This is a genomic window from Sphaerimonospora sp. CA-214678, assembly GCF_050942215.1.
GTDB lineage: Bacteria > Actinomycetota > Actinomycetes > Streptosporangiales > Streptosporangiaceae > Sphaerimonospora.
This window is the reverse complement of the sequence record NZ_CP192056.1, coordinates 1,965,351-1,980,253: the sequence shown is the minus strand read 5'-3', so window position 1 is coordinate 1,980,253 and position 14,903 is coordinate 1,965,351. Positions and strand designations below refer to the sequence as shown.

The 14,903-nt window shown below is 69.0% G+C and carries 17 protein-coding genes and 1 tRNA gene; 11 read left to right on the top strand and 7 right to left on the bottom strand.

Going from position 1 to position 14,903, the window contains the following annotated elements:
• Nucleotides 1–59: 59 nt before the first annotated feature.
• Nucleotides 60–446, bottom strand: a complete 387-nt coding sequence (locus ACQP1K_RS09115) for a hypothetical protein (RefSeq protein ID WP_433500427.1) — start codon at nt 444–446, stop codon at nt 60–62.
• A 22-nt stretch (nt 447–468) separates the two neighbouring features.
• Entirely contained in the window at nt 469–1,392 is a 924-nt protein-coding gene (locus tag ACQP1K_RS09110) for a hypothetical protein (RefSeq protein ID WP_433500426.1), read from the bottom strand.
• 174 nt (nt 1,393–1,566) lie between these two features.
• Between ACQP1K_RS09110 and ACQP1K_RS09105 the strand changes: the two genes are divergently transcribed.
• From ACQP1K_RS09105 to ACQP1K_RS09085, 5 genes are all read left to right on the top strand, one after another.
• Nucleotides 1,567–2,169 (top strand): ArsR/SmtB family transcription factor, encoded by a 603-nt coding sequence (locus ACQP1K_RS09105; RefSeq protein WP_433500425.1) that lies wholly within the window; start codon nt 1,567–1,569, stop codon nt 2,167–2,169.
• Between the two features lies 1 nt (nt 2,170).
• A complete protein-coding gene (locus ACQP1K_RS09100) occupies nt 2,171–2,929 on the top strand; it encodes an SRPBCC family protein (RefSeq protein ID WP_433500424.1) in 759 nt (252 codons plus the stop codon).
• A gap of 109 nt (nt 2,930–3,038) precedes the next feature.
• Nucleotides 3,039–4,142, top strand: a complete 1,104-nt coding sequence (locus ACQP1K_RS09095; RefSeq protein ID WP_433500423.1) for a cation diffusion facilitator family transporter — start codon at nt 3,039–3,041, stop codon at nt 4,140–4,142.
• An 88-nt stretch (nt 4,143–4,230) separates the two neighbouring features.
• Nucleotides 4,231–5,553 (top strand): endo-1,4-beta-xylanase, encoded by a 1,323-nt coding sequence (locus ACQP1K_RS09090; RefSeq protein ID WP_433500422.1) that lies wholly within the window; start codon nt 4,231–4,233, stop codon nt 5,551–5,553.
• Between the two features lie 60 nt (nt 5,554–5,613).
• A complete protein-coding gene (locus ACQP1K_RS09085; RefSeq protein WP_433500421.1) occupies nt 5,614–6,213 on the top strand; it encodes a DUF1349 domain-containing protein in 600 nt (199 codons plus the stop codon).
• 12 nt (nt 6,214–6,225) lie between these two features.
• Here the strand turns inward: ACQP1K_RS09085 and ACQP1K_RS09080 are convergent, their stop codons facing one another.
• A complete protein-coding gene (locus ACQP1K_RS09080; RefSeq protein WP_433500420.1) occupies nt 6,226–7,146 on the bottom strand; it encodes an NAD-dependent protein deacetylase in 921 nt (306 codons plus the stop codon).
• Nucleotides 7,147–7,344: 198 nt separating this feature from the next.
• On the opposite strand from ACQP1K_RS09080, the gene ACQP1K_RS09075 reads away from it, so the two are divergent.
• From ACQP1K_RS09075 to ACQP1K_RS09050, 6 genes are all read left to right on the top strand, one after another.
• Nucleotides 7,345–8,595 (top strand): MFS transporter, encoded by a 1,251-nt coding sequence (locus ACQP1K_RS09075; RefSeq protein WP_433500419.1) that lies wholly within the window; start codon nt 7,345–7,347, stop codon nt 8,593–8,595.
• Between the two features lie 58 nt (nt 8,596–8,653).
• Nucleotides 8,654–9,472: a PIG-L family deacetylase gene (locus ACQP1K_RS09070; protein WP_433500418.1), complete on the top strand. Its 819-nt coding sequence runs from the start codon at nt 8,654–8,656 to the stop codon at nt 9,470–9,472.
• Nucleotides 9,473–9,796: 324 nt separating this feature from the next.
• A complete protein-coding gene (locus tag ACQP1K_RS09065; RefSeq protein WP_433500417.1) occupies nt 9,797–10,459 on the top strand; it encodes a class I SAM-dependent methyltransferase in 663 nt (220 codons plus the stop codon).
• A gap of 442 nt (nt 10,460–10,901) precedes the next feature.
• Nucleotides 10,902–11,024, top strand: coding sequence for a hypothetical protein (locus ACQP1K_RS09060; protein ID WP_433500416.1), 123 nt, complete (start codon nt 10,902–10,904; stop codon nt 11,022–11,024).
• Between the two features lie 553 nt (nt 11,025–11,577).
• Nucleotides 11,578–12,228: a hypothetical protein gene (locus ACQP1K_RS09055; RefSeq protein ID WP_433500415.1), complete on the top strand. Its 651-nt coding sequence runs from the start codon at nt 11,578–11,580 to the stop codon at nt 12,226–12,228.
• 219 nt (nt 12,229–12,447) lie between these two features.
• A complete protein-coding gene (locus ACQP1K_RS09050; RefSeq protein ID WP_433500414.1) occupies nt 12,448–12,774 on the top strand; it encodes a tyrosine-type recombinase/integrase in 327 nt (108 codons plus the stop codon).
• Between the two features lie 56 nt (nt 12,775–12,830).
• Here ACQP1K_RS09050 and ACQP1K_RS09045 read toward each other — a convergent pair.
• From ACQP1K_RS09045 to ACQP1K_RS09030, 4 genes are all read right to left on the bottom strand, one after another.
• A tRNA-Val gene (locus tag ACQP1K_RS09045) sits at nt 12,831–12,905 on the bottom strand.
• A 15-nt stretch (nt 12,906–12,920) separates the two neighbouring features.
• The gene (locus ACQP1K_RS09040) at nt 12,921–13,928 is read right to left on the bottom strand and encodes an ROK family protein (RefSeq protein WP_433500413.1); all 1,008 of its coding nucleotides are present in this window, start codon (nt 13,926–13,928) and stop codon (nt 12,921–12,923) included.
• Nucleotides 13,929–13,939: 11 nt separating this feature from the next.
• A complete protein-coding gene (locus ACQP1K_RS09035; RefSeq protein WP_433500412.1) occupies nt 13,940–14,296 on the bottom strand; it encodes a hypothetical protein in 357 nt (118 codons plus the stop codon).
• A gap of 83 nt (nt 14,297–14,379) precedes the next feature.
• Nucleotides 14,380–14,853: a peroxiredoxin gene (locus ACQP1K_RS09030; protein ID WP_433500411.1), complete on the bottom strand. Its 474-nt coding sequence runs from the start codon at nt 14,851–14,853 to the stop codon at nt 14,380–14,382.
• Nucleotides 14,854–14,903 lie beyond the last annotated feature (50 nt).

The window sequence follows — 14,903 nt, the reverse complement described above, 5'->3', positions numbered from 1 at the left end:
ACCCCCTTGGGGGCCCGGACCGGCCAGGCGGCCGGTCCGGGCCATTCATTCGAACTCCGTCACAGGAGTGGAACCGTGGGCCGGCCGCTGTTGACGACGCCGAGGACGGCCTGGAGCTGCGCCAGGCACGCCTCGTACTGCCCGGCCCGGTACAGCTGCACCGCCTGCACCAGCGGCGGGATGATTCCCGCCACCTGCGGCGCCTGCGGGAGTGACACCTGCAACCAGCCGTAGAGCTGCTGGAGGGTCACCGCGCACTGCACCTGCGCTGGGATCAGCGTCGCCGGGCGGCCCGGGATCGGCGACATCGCCGGCCCCGTGGCCGCGCCGACCGCCATACCCATCGCCGGACCGGTCGTCATGGCCATCCCCGGGTTCATGGCCGGATCGGGCACCATGCCGGCTCCGCCCGAGACGGTGCCGGGCCAGGGAGCTCCTCCGCCCATCGAGTCCACCATGTGCCTCCGCTCAGAATCCGGCGCCGGCCGCCACCGGCGTCTGCTGTGCGGCCTGCTGGTGCTGCTGGGTGACGTACTGAGGCGACACCTGCTGGCCGTACTGCTGCTGGCCGTACTGCTGCTGGCTCACCGCGCTCAGCGGATTCATCGCGGCCAGCGGGTTCACGCCGCCCAGCGAGTTGATCGCGTTCAGCGGGTTCACGGCGCCCAGCGAGTTGATCGCGTTCAGCGGGTTCAGCGCGATCTGCGGGACGAGGTGCTGGCCGTAGGCCTGAGCGTGCTGCGGAACGGCCTGCAGGCCGAGCGCCTGGCCGTACTGCGGCTGGTACTGCCCCTGGGCGTACGGGTTGGCGAGCTGCTGCTGGATCTGCTGCCGCAGAACCTGCTCCACCGCCTGCTCCTGGATCTGCTGCTCGACCTGGTGCTGGGTCTGCAGGACGTCCAGGATCTGGCGGGCCACCTCGACACCGTGCCGGACGGTCATGCGGGCGACCTTGGTCCAGAAGGTCTGCGGGCTCACCAGGTGCTCCTGCGGGTGGACCTGCTCCTCCTGCTGGATCGTCCCGTTGAGCAGCGAGGCCTGCTGGCCCGCGAGCTGCGGCATGGCCATGCCGAGCTGAGCGATCTGGGGCGCCACGGCGTGCTGCTGGGCGGCCTGCTGGTAGAGGACCGTCTCCAGGACCTGACGGGCGGCCGGTACACCGTGCCGGATGCCCACCCGGGCGATCCTGGCCCAGAAGGTCCGCGGGCTCACCAGGTGCTCCTGGGGGTGGATCTGCTCCTCCTGCCGGGTCGACTGACTGATCGAGAGCGCCTGCTGCTGACCAGGCTGCTGAGTGAGCTGGCCGAGCTGCAGAGGCGAGATCTGCTGCTGAGTCGCGTAGCCCAGCGGCGTGGTGGTCATGTAAGAGGGTTGCATCGCTGTGAACGTCATAGTCACTCCTTCGAACCAGGTAGGTCTGGCTCATCGCCCTCTGTGATTACACAGCGTGACCGGTCCGCCGCACAATGTGTCGCGCGTAATGCTCTTCTAAGATCGACTTTGCGCTCTCTCACCGACAACTTCTGCTGTCTTGACGATTTTTATTTTCGGTGAGATGGTTGGGACATGTTGGACGTGGCGATCATCGAGGACCCGGCGGCGGCCGAGGTCTCACTGGATCCGGTGCGGGCCCGGCTGCTCGCCGAGCTGGCCGAGCCCGCCTCCGCGACGATGCTGGCGGCCCGGATCGGCCTGCCGCGGCAGAAGGTCAACTACCACCTCAAGACACTGGAACGGCACGGCCTGGTGGAACTGGTCGAGGAGCGGAGGAAGGGGAACGTCACAGAGCGGGTGATGCGGGCGACCGCGGCCTCGTTCGTGATCTCTCCGGCGGCGCTCGCCGCTGTGGCGCCGGACCCGGCGCGCGCGCCCGACCAGCTCTCTGCCAGATGGCTGCTGGCCCTCGCCGCCCAGCTGGTACGCGATGTGGGCACGTTGATCAGCGGGGCTGCCAGAGCCCGCCGGAAGACGGCCACGTTCGCGATCGACGGGCAGGTGCGATTCGCCTCGGCCGCCGATCGGGCCGCGTTCGCCACGGAACTCGCCGAAGCGGTCACCGCTCTGGTGAGCAGATATCACGACGAGACGGCCGAGGGCGGGCGTGAGCACCGCGTGGTCGTGGCGCTGCACCCCAGCGTCCGTCCCGGCACCGAGACCCAGGAGAGATGAGATGGCGCACGAATTCGAACTGTCCAAGGAGATCGAGCTGGCCGCCACACCAGAGCAGGTGTGGGACGCCATCGCCACCGGCCCGGGAATCGACTCCTGGTTCATGGGGCGCACCGAGATCGAGCCGCGCGAGGGCGGCAGAGGCCGGTTCACGATGATGGGCGGCGTCGAGCAGTCCACGGTGACCGCCTGGAAGCCGGGCGAACGGTTCGCCTACCGCAGCGACGAGAGCCCCGGCGGCGCCTTCATGGCCCTCGACTATCTCATCGAGGGCCGCGGCGGCGGCAGCACGGTCCTGCGTCTCGTGCAGAGCGGTGTGCTCGGCGACGACTGGGAGAGCGAGTACGAGGCCCTGGGCGTGGGCTGGGACATGTACCTGCACACTCTCGCCCAGTACCTCGCGCATTTCCCCGGCCGGACCACGACGGGCATCGTCTCGGCCGCCCGCCCGAAGGCCGGCGACCCCGAGCAGGTGTGGACGGCGCTGACCGGGGCGCTTGAGCTCTCCGGCCCGATCGCCCAGGGCGCGCCGGTACGACTCGCCGTCGAAGGGCTCCCCGCGATCGAGGGCGTCGTCGACTACGCCGGCCTGCCGACCTTCCTGGGTGTTCGCACCGGCGACGGGTTGTACCGGTTCATCCATTCCGGTCCCTCACGGGGCAACGCGCTGGTCCTCGGGCATCACATCTTCTCCGACGACGTGGACGAGCAGACCGCCGAGACCGCCTGGAACTCCTGGCTCGACCGGCTGCTCGCCTGACGGACGTCCCCGGCCGCCTCAGCGGTCCTCCGCACCGATGTGGCCTGATCCGTACGAGATGTGCGCCGGCGAGGTGCCTCCGAGCCTTTCCGCGGGCATCATCTCCTTCATGAGCCGGGAGAAGACCGAGCCTGGCCACCCGTACGACCACGGCGACGGACAGGAACACGGGCACGGACACGGGCACGGATCCGGTCAGGCGTCGCTGAGGCCGCTGGGCGAGCGGATCAGGCACGCGCTGCGGCCGCACTCGCACGAGACGTCGGACAAGATCGACGCGGCGATGGAGACCTCCGCCCGCGGGATGCGGGCGTTATGGATCTCCCTCGCCGTGCTGGGCACGACCACGGTGATCCAGGCCGTGGTGGTGGCCATCTCGGGATCGGTGGCGCTGCTGGGCGACACGCTGCACAACGCCGCCGACGCCCTGACCGCTGTCCCGCTGGGCATCGCGTTCCTGCTCGGCCGCCGCCCGCCGACCCGGCGCTACACCTACGGCTACGGGCGGGCCGAGGACCTGGCCGGAGTCGTGATCGTGCTGACGATCGCGGCCTCCGCCGTCCTCGCTGCCAAGACGGCGTTCGACCGGCTGCTCGACCCCCGGGAGATGAGCGAGCTGGGCGCGGTCGCGGGCGCGGCGCTGGTGGGGTTCGCCGGCAACGAACTGGTGGCCCGCTACCGCATCCGCGTCGGCAGGCAGATCGGGTCGGCCGCGCTGGTCGCCGACGGCCTGCACGCCCGGACCGACGGGTTCACCTCGCTGGCCGTGCTGGCGAGCGCGGGCGGGACGGCGCTGGGCTGGAACCGGGCCGACCCGGTCGTCGGCCTGCTCATCACCGTCGCCATCCTCGCCGTGCTCCGGCAGGCGGCGCGCGAGGTGTACCGCAGGCTGATGGACGCGGTGGATCCCGCCATCGTGGACCTGGCCGAGGCGACGCTGCGCGCGACGCCCGGGGTGCTCGGCATCGGGCAGGTGCGGCTGCGCTGGATCGGCCACCACCTCCGGGCCGAGTGCGAGGTGATCGTCGACCCGGCCTGCAGCGTGATCGAGGCGCACCGGATCGCGGTCGAGGCCGAGCACGGCCTGATCCACGCCATCCCCCGGCTGACCGCCGCCATCGTGCACGCCGACCCCCTCCCCCACGACGGCGTCGACCACCACGCCCTCCTCGCCGACCACCGGCACGGCCCCCGTGCCGACCGTCCCCGCTGATCCGTCCGCGGGCACGGCGTGCCGCGGGACGCCTGTGGGCACAGGGGGTTTAGCGGTACCGTGCTCGAAATCGTTCTCCGGGGCGACCATGTCCCCGGAGAGCGTCTCCCCCGCCCGAGCACTCCTGGAGGCCACCGCGATGCCGTCGCACTCCGACCACACCGGTTTCGCCCCCGACCCGGCGATCAGGAAGCACCGCACCGCCGAGGTCACCGTCACGGTCACGGAGAACGGTGCGCCGATCGCCGATCGAGAGGTGACGATCGCACAGCGCGACCACAAGTTCCTGTTCGGCTGCATCGGCTTCGACTTCCTGCCGCTCGCGAACGGCGTACCGGCGGCCGGATCCCCGGAGGCCGCCGAGGCCGAGCGGCTGGCCGACCTGTGGTTCGGCCTGTTCAATTTCGCCACGCTGCCCTTCTACTGGGGTCAGTTCGAGCCCGAGCGGGGGCGTCCGGACACCGCGCGGCTGCTCGCCGCCGCGCGCTGGTTCGCCGAGCGCGGCTGCGTGGTCAAGGGCCACCCGCTGGCCTGGCACACCGAGACCGCCGAGTGGCTGAAGGACCTGTCGAACGCCGACATCGCCCGCGAGCAGGTCGCCCGCATCAAGCGCGACATGACCGACTTCGCCGGACTCATCGACATGTGGGATGTCATCAACGAAGTCGTGATCATGCCGATCTTCGACAAGTACGACAACGGCATCACCCGGATCTGCCGCGAGATGGGCCGCATCCCGATGGTGCGCATGGTCTTCGACGCCGCCCGCGAGGCCGGCCCGCACGCCACGCTGCTGCTGAACGACTTCGACATGTCGGCGGCGTACGAATGCCTGATCGAGGGGGTGCTGGAGGCGGGCATCGAGATCGACGCGCTGGGCCTGCAGAGCCACATGCACCAGGGCTACTGGGGCGAGGAGAAGACCCTCGACGTCCTGGAGCGGTTCTCGCGGTACGGCCTGCCGATCCACTTCACCGAGACGACCCTCGTCTCGGGCCACCTCATGCCGCCGGAGATCGTCGACCTGAACGACTACCGGATCGCCGAGTGGCCGTCGACACCGGAGGGCGAGGCGCGCCAGGCCGACGAGGTCGTCCGGCACTACAAGACGCTGCTCTCGCACCCCTCCGTGGAGGCGATGACGTACTGGGGGCTGTCGGACCGCGGCGCCTGGCTCGGCGCCCCCGGCGGCTTCGTCCGGGCGGACGGCACGCCGAAGCCGTCCTACGAGGCGCTGCGCTCGCTCATCAAGGGCGAGTGGTGGCTGGCCCCCACCACGACGACCACCGACGCCGACGGCCGGGCGAGGTTCAGCGGGTTCCTCGGCGAGTACGAGCTGACGGCCGCCGGAACGACCACGACGTTCAGGGTCGACAGGCCCGGCGACAACGCCCTGGCCGTATCCCTCTGATGGCGACAGGAGCGGTCGCGCACTGTTGAATGAGAGCGCTCTCACCCTCGAGGAGGACCGATGACCGCCGCCGTCACGCTGCCCGCCGTTCCCGTTCCGCTGCGTGTGCTGAACTCCCCGGTCTCGTGGAGCGTCGACGGCGACGACGCGCTCACGATCACCTCGGGCGCCGGGACCGATCTGTTCGCCGATCCGGGCGGTCCCGGCCGGTTCTGCGACGCCCCCGCGCTGGTCGGCCGCCTCGGCGGCGATTTCACGCTGAGCGCGCGGATCAGGACCGACCTGATGTCCACCTACGACGCCGGTGTGCTGCTGCTCTACGCGGGAGACGACCTCTGGGCGAAGTTCTGCCTGGAACTGTCCCCCCAGGGCAGGCCCACCATCGTGACGGTCGTGAACCGCGGCGTGTCCGACGACTGCAACTCGATCGGCGTGACGGGAGACGACGTCCGGCTGCGGGTCTCCCGGGTGGGCGCCGCGTTCGCCTTCCACGTCGCCACCGGGACCGATTTCTGGCATCTCGTCAGGTACTTCGCGCTCGACGGCGACCCCGAGATCGGCTTCCTCGCGCAGTCGCCCACCGGCAGGGGATGCACCGTACGCTTCGAGGAGGTGCGGTACACCCCCGGGCGCCTGTCCGACCTGCGCAACGGCGAATGATCCTGTTCGTCGTCAGCCCGGGCGATATCGTCGCGGCCGCTCCAGCCGGGAGACGAGCCCGGTGAGCGTCGCGCCGAGCGGGGCGTCGAGGATCAGCAGGGCCTGGGCGTCGCCCCGGGTCCGGCCCCGGTTGATGATCGCGATGGGGATGCCGCACGCGGCGGCGTGCCGTACGAACCGATAGCCGGACATCACGGTCAGCGACGACCCCAGCACCAGCAGCATCCCGGCCCGCTCGACCAGCGCGTAGCACTCCTCCACCCGAGGTCGCGGCACGTTCTCGCCGAAGAACACCACGTCGGGCTTGAGCACGCCGCCGCAGCCGGCGGCGTCGCAGTCCACGATGGCGAAACCCTCGACCTGATCGTCGGCGAGCACGGCGTCGCCATCGGGGTTAATCACGTCGGCCTGGGCCCCCCAGCGGAGGTTGGCCAGGCGCAGCCGCCGGTCGAGCGACTCCCGGGCGGTGCGTTCGCCGCAGGAAAGACAGCGGACGCGGTCGAGCGCGCCGTGCAGTTCGATGACCTGCCGGGCCCCCGCCGCCTGGTGCAGCCCGTCGACGTTCTGGGTGATGACCCCGGCGACCAGGCCCCGGGCCTCCAGGTCGGCGACGGCACGATGACCGGCGTTGGGACGGGCACCGGCGATCTCCCGCCACCCCAGGTGGCTGCGCGCCCAGTAGCGCCGCCGCGCCGCCGCGCTGGCGACGAACGTCTGGTACGTCATCGGCTCGGCCCGCCGCCTGCGACCGGTCTCCCCCCGATAATCCGGAATGCCGGACTCGGTCGACAGCCCGGCCCCGCTCAGGACCACCACGTCGCCGTCCATGACGAGGTCGGCCAGCAGACGGAACCGGGGATCGGTGAACAGGCCCGCCGGGCCGCCCGGCGCGTCGGCCACGCGCCCGGTCCTCTCCTTCGCCACCAATGCCACATATCCATCCTGCCTGACCGGATGACATCCGGCGGAACGAGAACCCGAAAAAGGGGATGCCGCCGGAGGGACACTCTGCCGTAGCATGATCCCGATCGATGGCGATCAGGGACGTACGGCCGGCGTTCCCGGGCACGGATCCTCGATTCGCCCGCGCGGGGAGTGCCCGGAAGGCTGCTCGCACCGCGGGAGGTCAGGATGTCGGCACTCGGGCGCCGCCTGTGGGTCCCCGTCATGCTCTCCTACGCCGCCTTCATCCTGGTCGGGGTGAGCGCGGGTGTGGCCGGGGTGCTCCTCCCGGCACAGATCGACGACTACGGCCTGGACAAGGCCACGATCGGGACGACGTTCTTCACCTTCTCGGCCGGGTTCATGCTGGCCGGCTCGAGCGCGGGTCCGCTGATCCACCGTTTCGGCGTACGGACCACCCTGCTCGTCGGCTGCGGCGCCTACATCCTGGCGGGGCTGGTCACCGCGGCCCGCCCGCCGTTCCTGGCCCTGGTGGCGCTCCAGCTGATCGCCGGGTACGGCACGGGCCTCATCGAGTCGGTGCTCAACGTCTACCTCGCGGATCTTCCGGGAGCGACGACCCTGCTCAACCGGCTCCACGCGTTCTTCGGCGTCGGCGCGCTGCTCGGGCCGCTGCTGGCCACCTGGATGCTGGGCCGGCTGCCGTGGACGGCCGTGTGGCTGGTCCTCGCCCTGGCCGGTCTGCCGCTCCTGGCCGGCTTCCGGCTGACCCTTCCCGCACGTGAGGTCCCCACCATGCCGGAGGCGTCCGAGGCCCGGGAGAGGTCCCGGCGCGCGGCATCGGGGCGCGGGCTGCTCGGCGCGGCGTCGCGGGAGCCCGCCGTCCTGCTGGGCGCCGCGTTCCTGGCCGTCTACGTCGGCCTGGAGATAAGCGTGGGGAACTGGGGATTCAGCTTCCTGGTGGACGGGCGCGGGCAGGGGGACCTGCTGGCCGGCTACACCGTCTCGGCCTATTGGCTCGGGCTCACGCTCGGCCGTTTCCTGATCAGCCCCGCAGCGGCCCGGCTCGGGATGACCGACATCGGGATGACCTTCGCCTGCCTGGCCGGGGTCACGACGGCCGCCATGCTGGCGTGGTCCCTCCCGGGACCGGTCGCGGCCGTCGTGAGCTTCGTCCTGCTCGGATTCTTCCTGGGACCGATCTTCCCGACCACGATGGCCGTGGCGCCGAGGCTGACCGTCGCCCGGCTGGTGCCCACGGCGATCGGGCTGCTGAACGGCGTTTCCGTGGTGGGCGGAGCGGTCTTCCCCTGGCTGGCCGGGACGATCGCCGAGGGTCTCGGACCGTGGACGCTGCCGCCGTTCGCCGCGGTGCTCGCCCTGCTGCAACTCGTCCTGTGGTGGCAGGTGGCCCGGCGCATGACCACGTCCTCGACGAAGCCGCGTTCGATCCACGCAGAGGATCAAGGGGCGATATAGGGTCGATCGAGTACTACTGATCGAGCATCGGCAGACGAAGCCGGAGCCGGGGGACCGAATGAACCGAGAGCTCACCGTGATGGCCGTGCACGCCCACCCGGACGACGAGGTCATCGGCACCGGCGGCATTCTCGCCCGCTATGCCGGGGAGGGCATCCGTACGGTCCTGGTGACGTGCACCAACGGGGAGCAGGGTGATGGTCCGGGTGGCGTCAAACCGGGCGAGCCGGGTCATGACGACGCCGCCGTGGCCGAACGCCGGCTGGCCGAGCTCCGCGAGTCCGCCGCCCACCTCGGCGTCACCCACCTGGAGCTGCTCGGCTACCGCGACTCGGGCATGGACGGCTGGTCGGGCAACGCCCACCCCGAGGCGTTCGCCAACGTCCCGGTCGAGCGCGCCGCCGCCAGGCTGTCCGAGCTCATGGAGCGATATCGGCCGCAGGTGGTCGTGACGTACGACGAGATCGGCGGCTACGGCCACCCCGACCACATCCAGGCCCACCGCGTCGCGATGGCGGCGACCGAATCGACCGGGATTCCGGACAAGCTCTACTACACGGCATCGCCGCGGGAGCGGATCCGGCAGATGTTCGACTTCATGCGGTCGAGCGGCATGGACATGAGCGGATTCGAGCTGCCCGAGGACTTCGGCACCCCGGACGAACTGATCACCACGGCCGTCGACGTCTCGCCCTACGTCGAGCACAAGATCAAGGCGCTGCGTGCCCACGAAAGCCAGGGTGAGAACATCTTCCTGCTGCGAATGCCCGCCGAAGCGCAGCACCAGGCATTCGCGGCAGAGTTCTTCGTCCGCCGGATCTCCCGCTCGGCCGCCCCGGACCGGGAGGACGACCTCTTCGCCGGACTGCGCGGCTGAATTCCAGCCCGCCTCAGAGGTGGAACCAATGGATGCGCCGGCAGGCGGTGCACACGAAACAGACCGCGTCGCGGTTCGCCCAGTCTAGATTCATGAACGTCATTCCCGTGGTCTGCAGCTTCCAGCCGTGCTGCTCGAAAATCCGGTTCCCACAGGTGTCGCAACTCAGCTCCTGCCCATTGGGCAGGGTGACGGGAATGGGCTCTCTTTTCCTGGCCTCACACTAGCCGCGATTCCCGCATTCGCGCCGAACGGACGAATCCCTACCCCACCAGGGGAAGCGGCCCTGCGCGTCCATGGGATTCGATGGTTATGGTGGATCAGATGTCGGACTCCTCCGCTCGGGACAGCCGGTTACGCCGCTACTGGGACCGTCAGGCCGGTTCTTACGACCGGCAGATGGCCTACGCCGAACGCCGCTTCTTCGCCGACACCCGGGGATGGGTGTGCGGACAGGCGGCCGGCACCGTCCTGGAAGTGGCCGTGGGCACCGGGCTGAATCTCACCCATTACCCCCGCGACGTCGAGCTGACCGGCGTGGAGTGGAGCCCGTCGATGCTCGAGGTCGCCCGGCGTCGCGCCGCTGAGACAGGCCGCGATGTCGATCTCCAACAGGGCGATGCGCGGTCGCTGCGCTTTCCCGACGGACGTTTCGACACCGTTGTCTGCACATTCTCACTCTGCGCGATCGAAGACGATCGGGCCGCGCTCGCCGAGATGACCCGGGTGCTCCGTCCGGGCGGGCTGCTGCTACTGGCCGATCACGTCGCGTCGTCCAACCGGCCGGTCCGCACACTGCAACGATTGGCGGACGTCTTCACCGTGCCGATGTTCGGAGAGCGCTACAGCCGCCGTCCGTTCCCGATGGTGCTCGCGATGGGATTCGCGATTGAACGGCACGAGCGGTTCAAGCTCGGCGTCATCGAACGGCTCGCGGCCAGAAAGCCGGGCGGTCCCGATGCCACGCCATACCCCGTACACCCCTGAACAGGCCTTCTGCGCTGCCGGATCACTCGCGGAGTCACGCGAATCCCCCTGTGGCGTTCCAGCGATATGGCCGCATGGTGAACATCGACTCCGGCGATCTCACGAGAGTCATCCTGGATCACGAGGCGAGAGGGATCGTCATCGACGCCTCGACGCGGGTAGAAACCGGCGGCATCCTACATTCCCCGCGACCAGGCCTGGCATCGTTCCGCCGCCGGCCGGGCCGCCCATCGACGGACCTCGCGCTGAAACGGCGGAGCCGAACGTCTTCACCGCCATCGCGAGCGGACGGCAGCAGACGTCCACCCCGTTCCCGGGTCCGCGAGGGTTCCTGTCGGTTGGGCTCCATAACGATTGAGCAGGCCGGCATCGGCCCCGCCTGGGCACCATGGACAGACCTGGTACGCAACCTGAATACTCGAATTTCCGACGGTTCTGGAGCGTGGCCGTGTTCGGTATGGGCGTCATCGAGATTTTTACGGTTGTCATCGGCCTCGCCGTGCAATTCGCGGTGGTCTACCTCGCCGTGAGGCTGGCGCTTCGCCACGATCGGCAGCGGCGCTGACAGCAGCGCGCTCATACCGGTAGAGCGGCGACGGGCACCCCCATCGCCGTCAGGTCTCGGCTCCGAGGGCTACCTGCTCGTGCAAGCGGCTCGGCACCCCTCTCCCGCCGACTTCGTCTCACTCGTCAGCCGTTACGGGAGCTGTTCGACTTCGGAGAGTGGCTCGTGGTCGTCGATCCGCGTAGCGCTGAGGACGGTGAGTCATTCGCGGACGCTCTGGATGAATTGGGGATCGATACCGGTGACCGCATCTCACCTGTCCCGGCGCTGAGCGCGGGCATCGGCTGTGTCCGCCTTCCGCGAGACATCGCAGGCCGCCGTCCGGGCACTTTCAGATCCGCTGTCCAGGACCGGACGGGAAGATTCGCGGCGGAGAGACGGCATATGAACGAAAGCGCGATGCCGAGTACGGTCCACCGTTGTCCACCACCCTCCAGGTCCAACGTCGATTGTCAATTGGGCCCGGCCAACGCAGGTGTTCGGAAAGCGATGAGTGCGTCACCACGTCGAGTCACTCAAAGACTGAACAGCGCAAGTGCGATCGAGGCAGACCGTGAAGTATTCGGAGACTGACACCGGCCCGGCAGCAGAAGGTCCCGGTACGGACAGCGCTAGAAGCCAAGCCCTCCTTGAAATAAAGCGACAACGCCGCCTTGTCGATCAAATGGCGACAGCTCACTCACTGCTGAGAGATCAATATCGCCGGAGAGCCACGTCCTCCACCTGCGTATTGCTCGTCGCGTCAGTGGTCGCGACCGCATTCGCTTTCGCTGCAGGGGATACAGAAGTAACGATCATCATGATGACAGCCGATCGGTCCGTCTTTCTCGGCTGGTTTGCCGTACTCACCTTTTCGCTTACTCTGATCGATCTGGTGCTCGATTGGCGTGGAAGTGCCCGTAGTCATGAAGATGCCGTTCGGCAACTCTCCGCACTCAAGGCGGAGTACCGTACTCCCCCCGCAGAAGGGGAGGAGCTGCTGGAGCGGGAGCACCTCTCTCAGCGCTACCAGACGGTCATGGAGGCGTTACCTCCGATACCCGCGGCAAAGTTCGCCCAGCTCAAAGCACGTCATCTCAAGATGATCGAGGTAAGCCGCATCCTCAGCGAACGTCCGGGCATCAGCGTCAGGAAAGCGCGAAGGGAGTTACGGAAAAGGTGGAGCGACAAAGGAACACCTCCTCACGGCATGCGTGCGAACTGACAGAAAGCATGCGCACCAATAGATGACAAGGAGATCTAATTGCCGTCGTGAAGCACAATGGCGGACGTTTTATCATAGACGGGCACCAGCGGTCTCAACGCGGCACAGGCCGCACACATAAACGTTCCACAGAAGGTAGTCGAGCTACTATACAAGGGTCATCGAGATCTCGATGATGTTTGGAATCACGGTATAGCGTCGCCCTGACAGGATTAGGTAGTGAGTGAATGGTCGACGGTCGACGCAGCGCAGTCATTTATGACCGCACTGCGGTCCACCAGCGACACCGCATTGACGGCCCACAACGTCAGAAGAGACTTCCGCAAGATCCTCGACGACGCCGATCTTCCTGGCGAGGACCGGTCCCCTCGCGAGATGCGACACAGCTTCGTCTCGCTGCTGTCGGACTCCGGCGTACCGATCGAGGACATCTCCCGCCTCGTCGGCCACCGGAACACCGTGGTCACCGAGACCGTCCACCGTGAGCAGATCCACCTGGTGCTCATGCGGGGCGCGGAGAAGAGGGACAGCCTCTTCGCGGCATAGTCGCTCGGATAGTCACTCGGTCCACGACAGCAAGGTCGGCGAGACGCCGTTTCACCTGGTGGGCGGTACTGGGTTCGAACCAGTGACCCCTCGCTTGTAAGGCGAGTGCTCTACCACTGAGCTAACCGCCCGGACCGGACTACACCTTACGACACAGCGCCCCTTCTCAGCACATCGAGCGACCAGTCGCGCCCCGCTTCGGGCACTCCGGCCGCCTGCCAGCCCAGCAGGGCGGCGCCGAGCATGCCGGTCCGCATGCCGAGAGCCGCCGCGAGCAGCGGGGGACGCTGGCGGAAGGTCAGCCGGGCGGACAGCCGCTCCCCCAGGGGGTCGAGCAGCGTCTCGCCCGCCTCGGCGAGACCCCCGCCGATCACGATCGCCGCGGGGTCGAGCACCATCACGTACGACGCCAGCGAGATCGCCAGGGCTTCGACCGCCTCGCCGAACACCTCACCGGCCACCGGGTCTCCGGCCACGGCGAGCGAGACGACGTCCTTGGCGGTGGCTGCCGTACGGCTCGGCGACCTGGCCTCGTACCGCCGCACCAGGGCGGAGGCGGAGGCATAGGTCTCCAGGCAACCGATCTGGCCGCAGGCGCACTTCTCCCCGGCCGGCCACACGGGAGCGTGCCCGATCTCGCCGCTGCAGCCGTCGGCGCCGCCGTACGGCTCGCCGCGGATCACGACGGCTCCGGCGATGCCGGTGCCGATGGCCAGGAAGAAGAAGTCGGTCACGCCGCGCCCGGCCCCGAGCACGCTCTCCGCCAGCCCGCCGGTCCGTACGTCGTGTCCGAGCCTGGCCGGGATCCCCGGCGGCGCGAACGCGGTGGCCGGCACGTCGTGCCAGCCGATGTTCGCCGAGTAGACGGCGGTCGACGCCGTGACGATGCCCGGAACGGCGAGGCCGACCCCGGCGGGCGGTACGCCGTACCGCGTGACGCCGAGCTCCACCAGCTCCCCGACGTAGCCGCGGACGGCCGCCACCACGGCCTCGGGACCGCTGCCCCGGCGGGTGGGACGGCCCTCCAGAGAGGTCACCTCACCGCGCCGGGTGACCAGGCCGCCCTTCATCGACGTGCCGCCCACGTCGAGCGCGACCACGTAGCGCGGATCCGCCGTGTGTTCCTCGGCCGTGCTCGCGAGCCCGGAGCTCATGAAGTCGGAGCTCACGGGCGGCCCAGGACCCGGTTGAGCGCGGCCTCGACCTCGGCCGCCAAGCCGGGCGAGCTCTCCGGCGCACCCGTGAGATCGGGAGACCCGGCGAGATCGGGAGACCCGGCAGGCACCAGCGGGTCATTGGACCTGGCGAGCCGTACGGACCCGCAGGAGCGGCACTCGACCTCGCCGAGACGGCAGATCAGCGCGACGGAGCCGCAGGACGCGCAGGTGTCCAGATCGAGGTCGTGCGTGCGTTGGCAGTCCGGGCAGACCAGGACCTGCGCCTCGTGGCGCACCCCGCGTTTCCACGGACTGGCGCCGCGGACGGGATCGGTCTGCCGGGCCCCGCATCGGTAGCAGGGCATCTCCCCTCCCCTGAAGACAGATCGGGATGAACAGGTAGGGATATGTCAACGCCCAGTGGGCGAAAACGATCGGAGCCGTACGATCAAAGCCGCGCCAGCGCCGTGCGGTACTCCTCGACGTCCCGCGCCGACCCGATCTCGTTGACGACCTTCCACCGCACGACGCCCTCGCCGTCGATGATGAATGTGCCCCGGAGGGCGACGCCCTTCTCCTCGTCGAACACACCGTACGCCCGGGCGACCTCACCATGCGGCCAGAAATCGGCCAGCATCGGAAACGTGAAGCCCTCCTGATCGGACCAGGCGCGCTGGCCGAACATCGAGTCGACCGAGACCGCCAGCACCTGGACGTCGCCGGGCGCGGACGGGACGAAGTCGTCGCGGATGGCGCTCAGCTCGCCGTGGCAGACACGGCTGAACGCCAGGGGATAGAAGACGAGCACGATCTTCCTCCCCCGGTGGTCGGCGAGCCTGACCGGGGTGCCGTGCTGATCCTTGAGCTCGAAGTCGGGAGCCGGCCGGCCGACCTGCGCCGCTTCGATCGCCTCCACCGCCATGAGCAGTCAAGTCCTTCCCGCTATCGGTGCGCGCACCATCCTGCCGTACG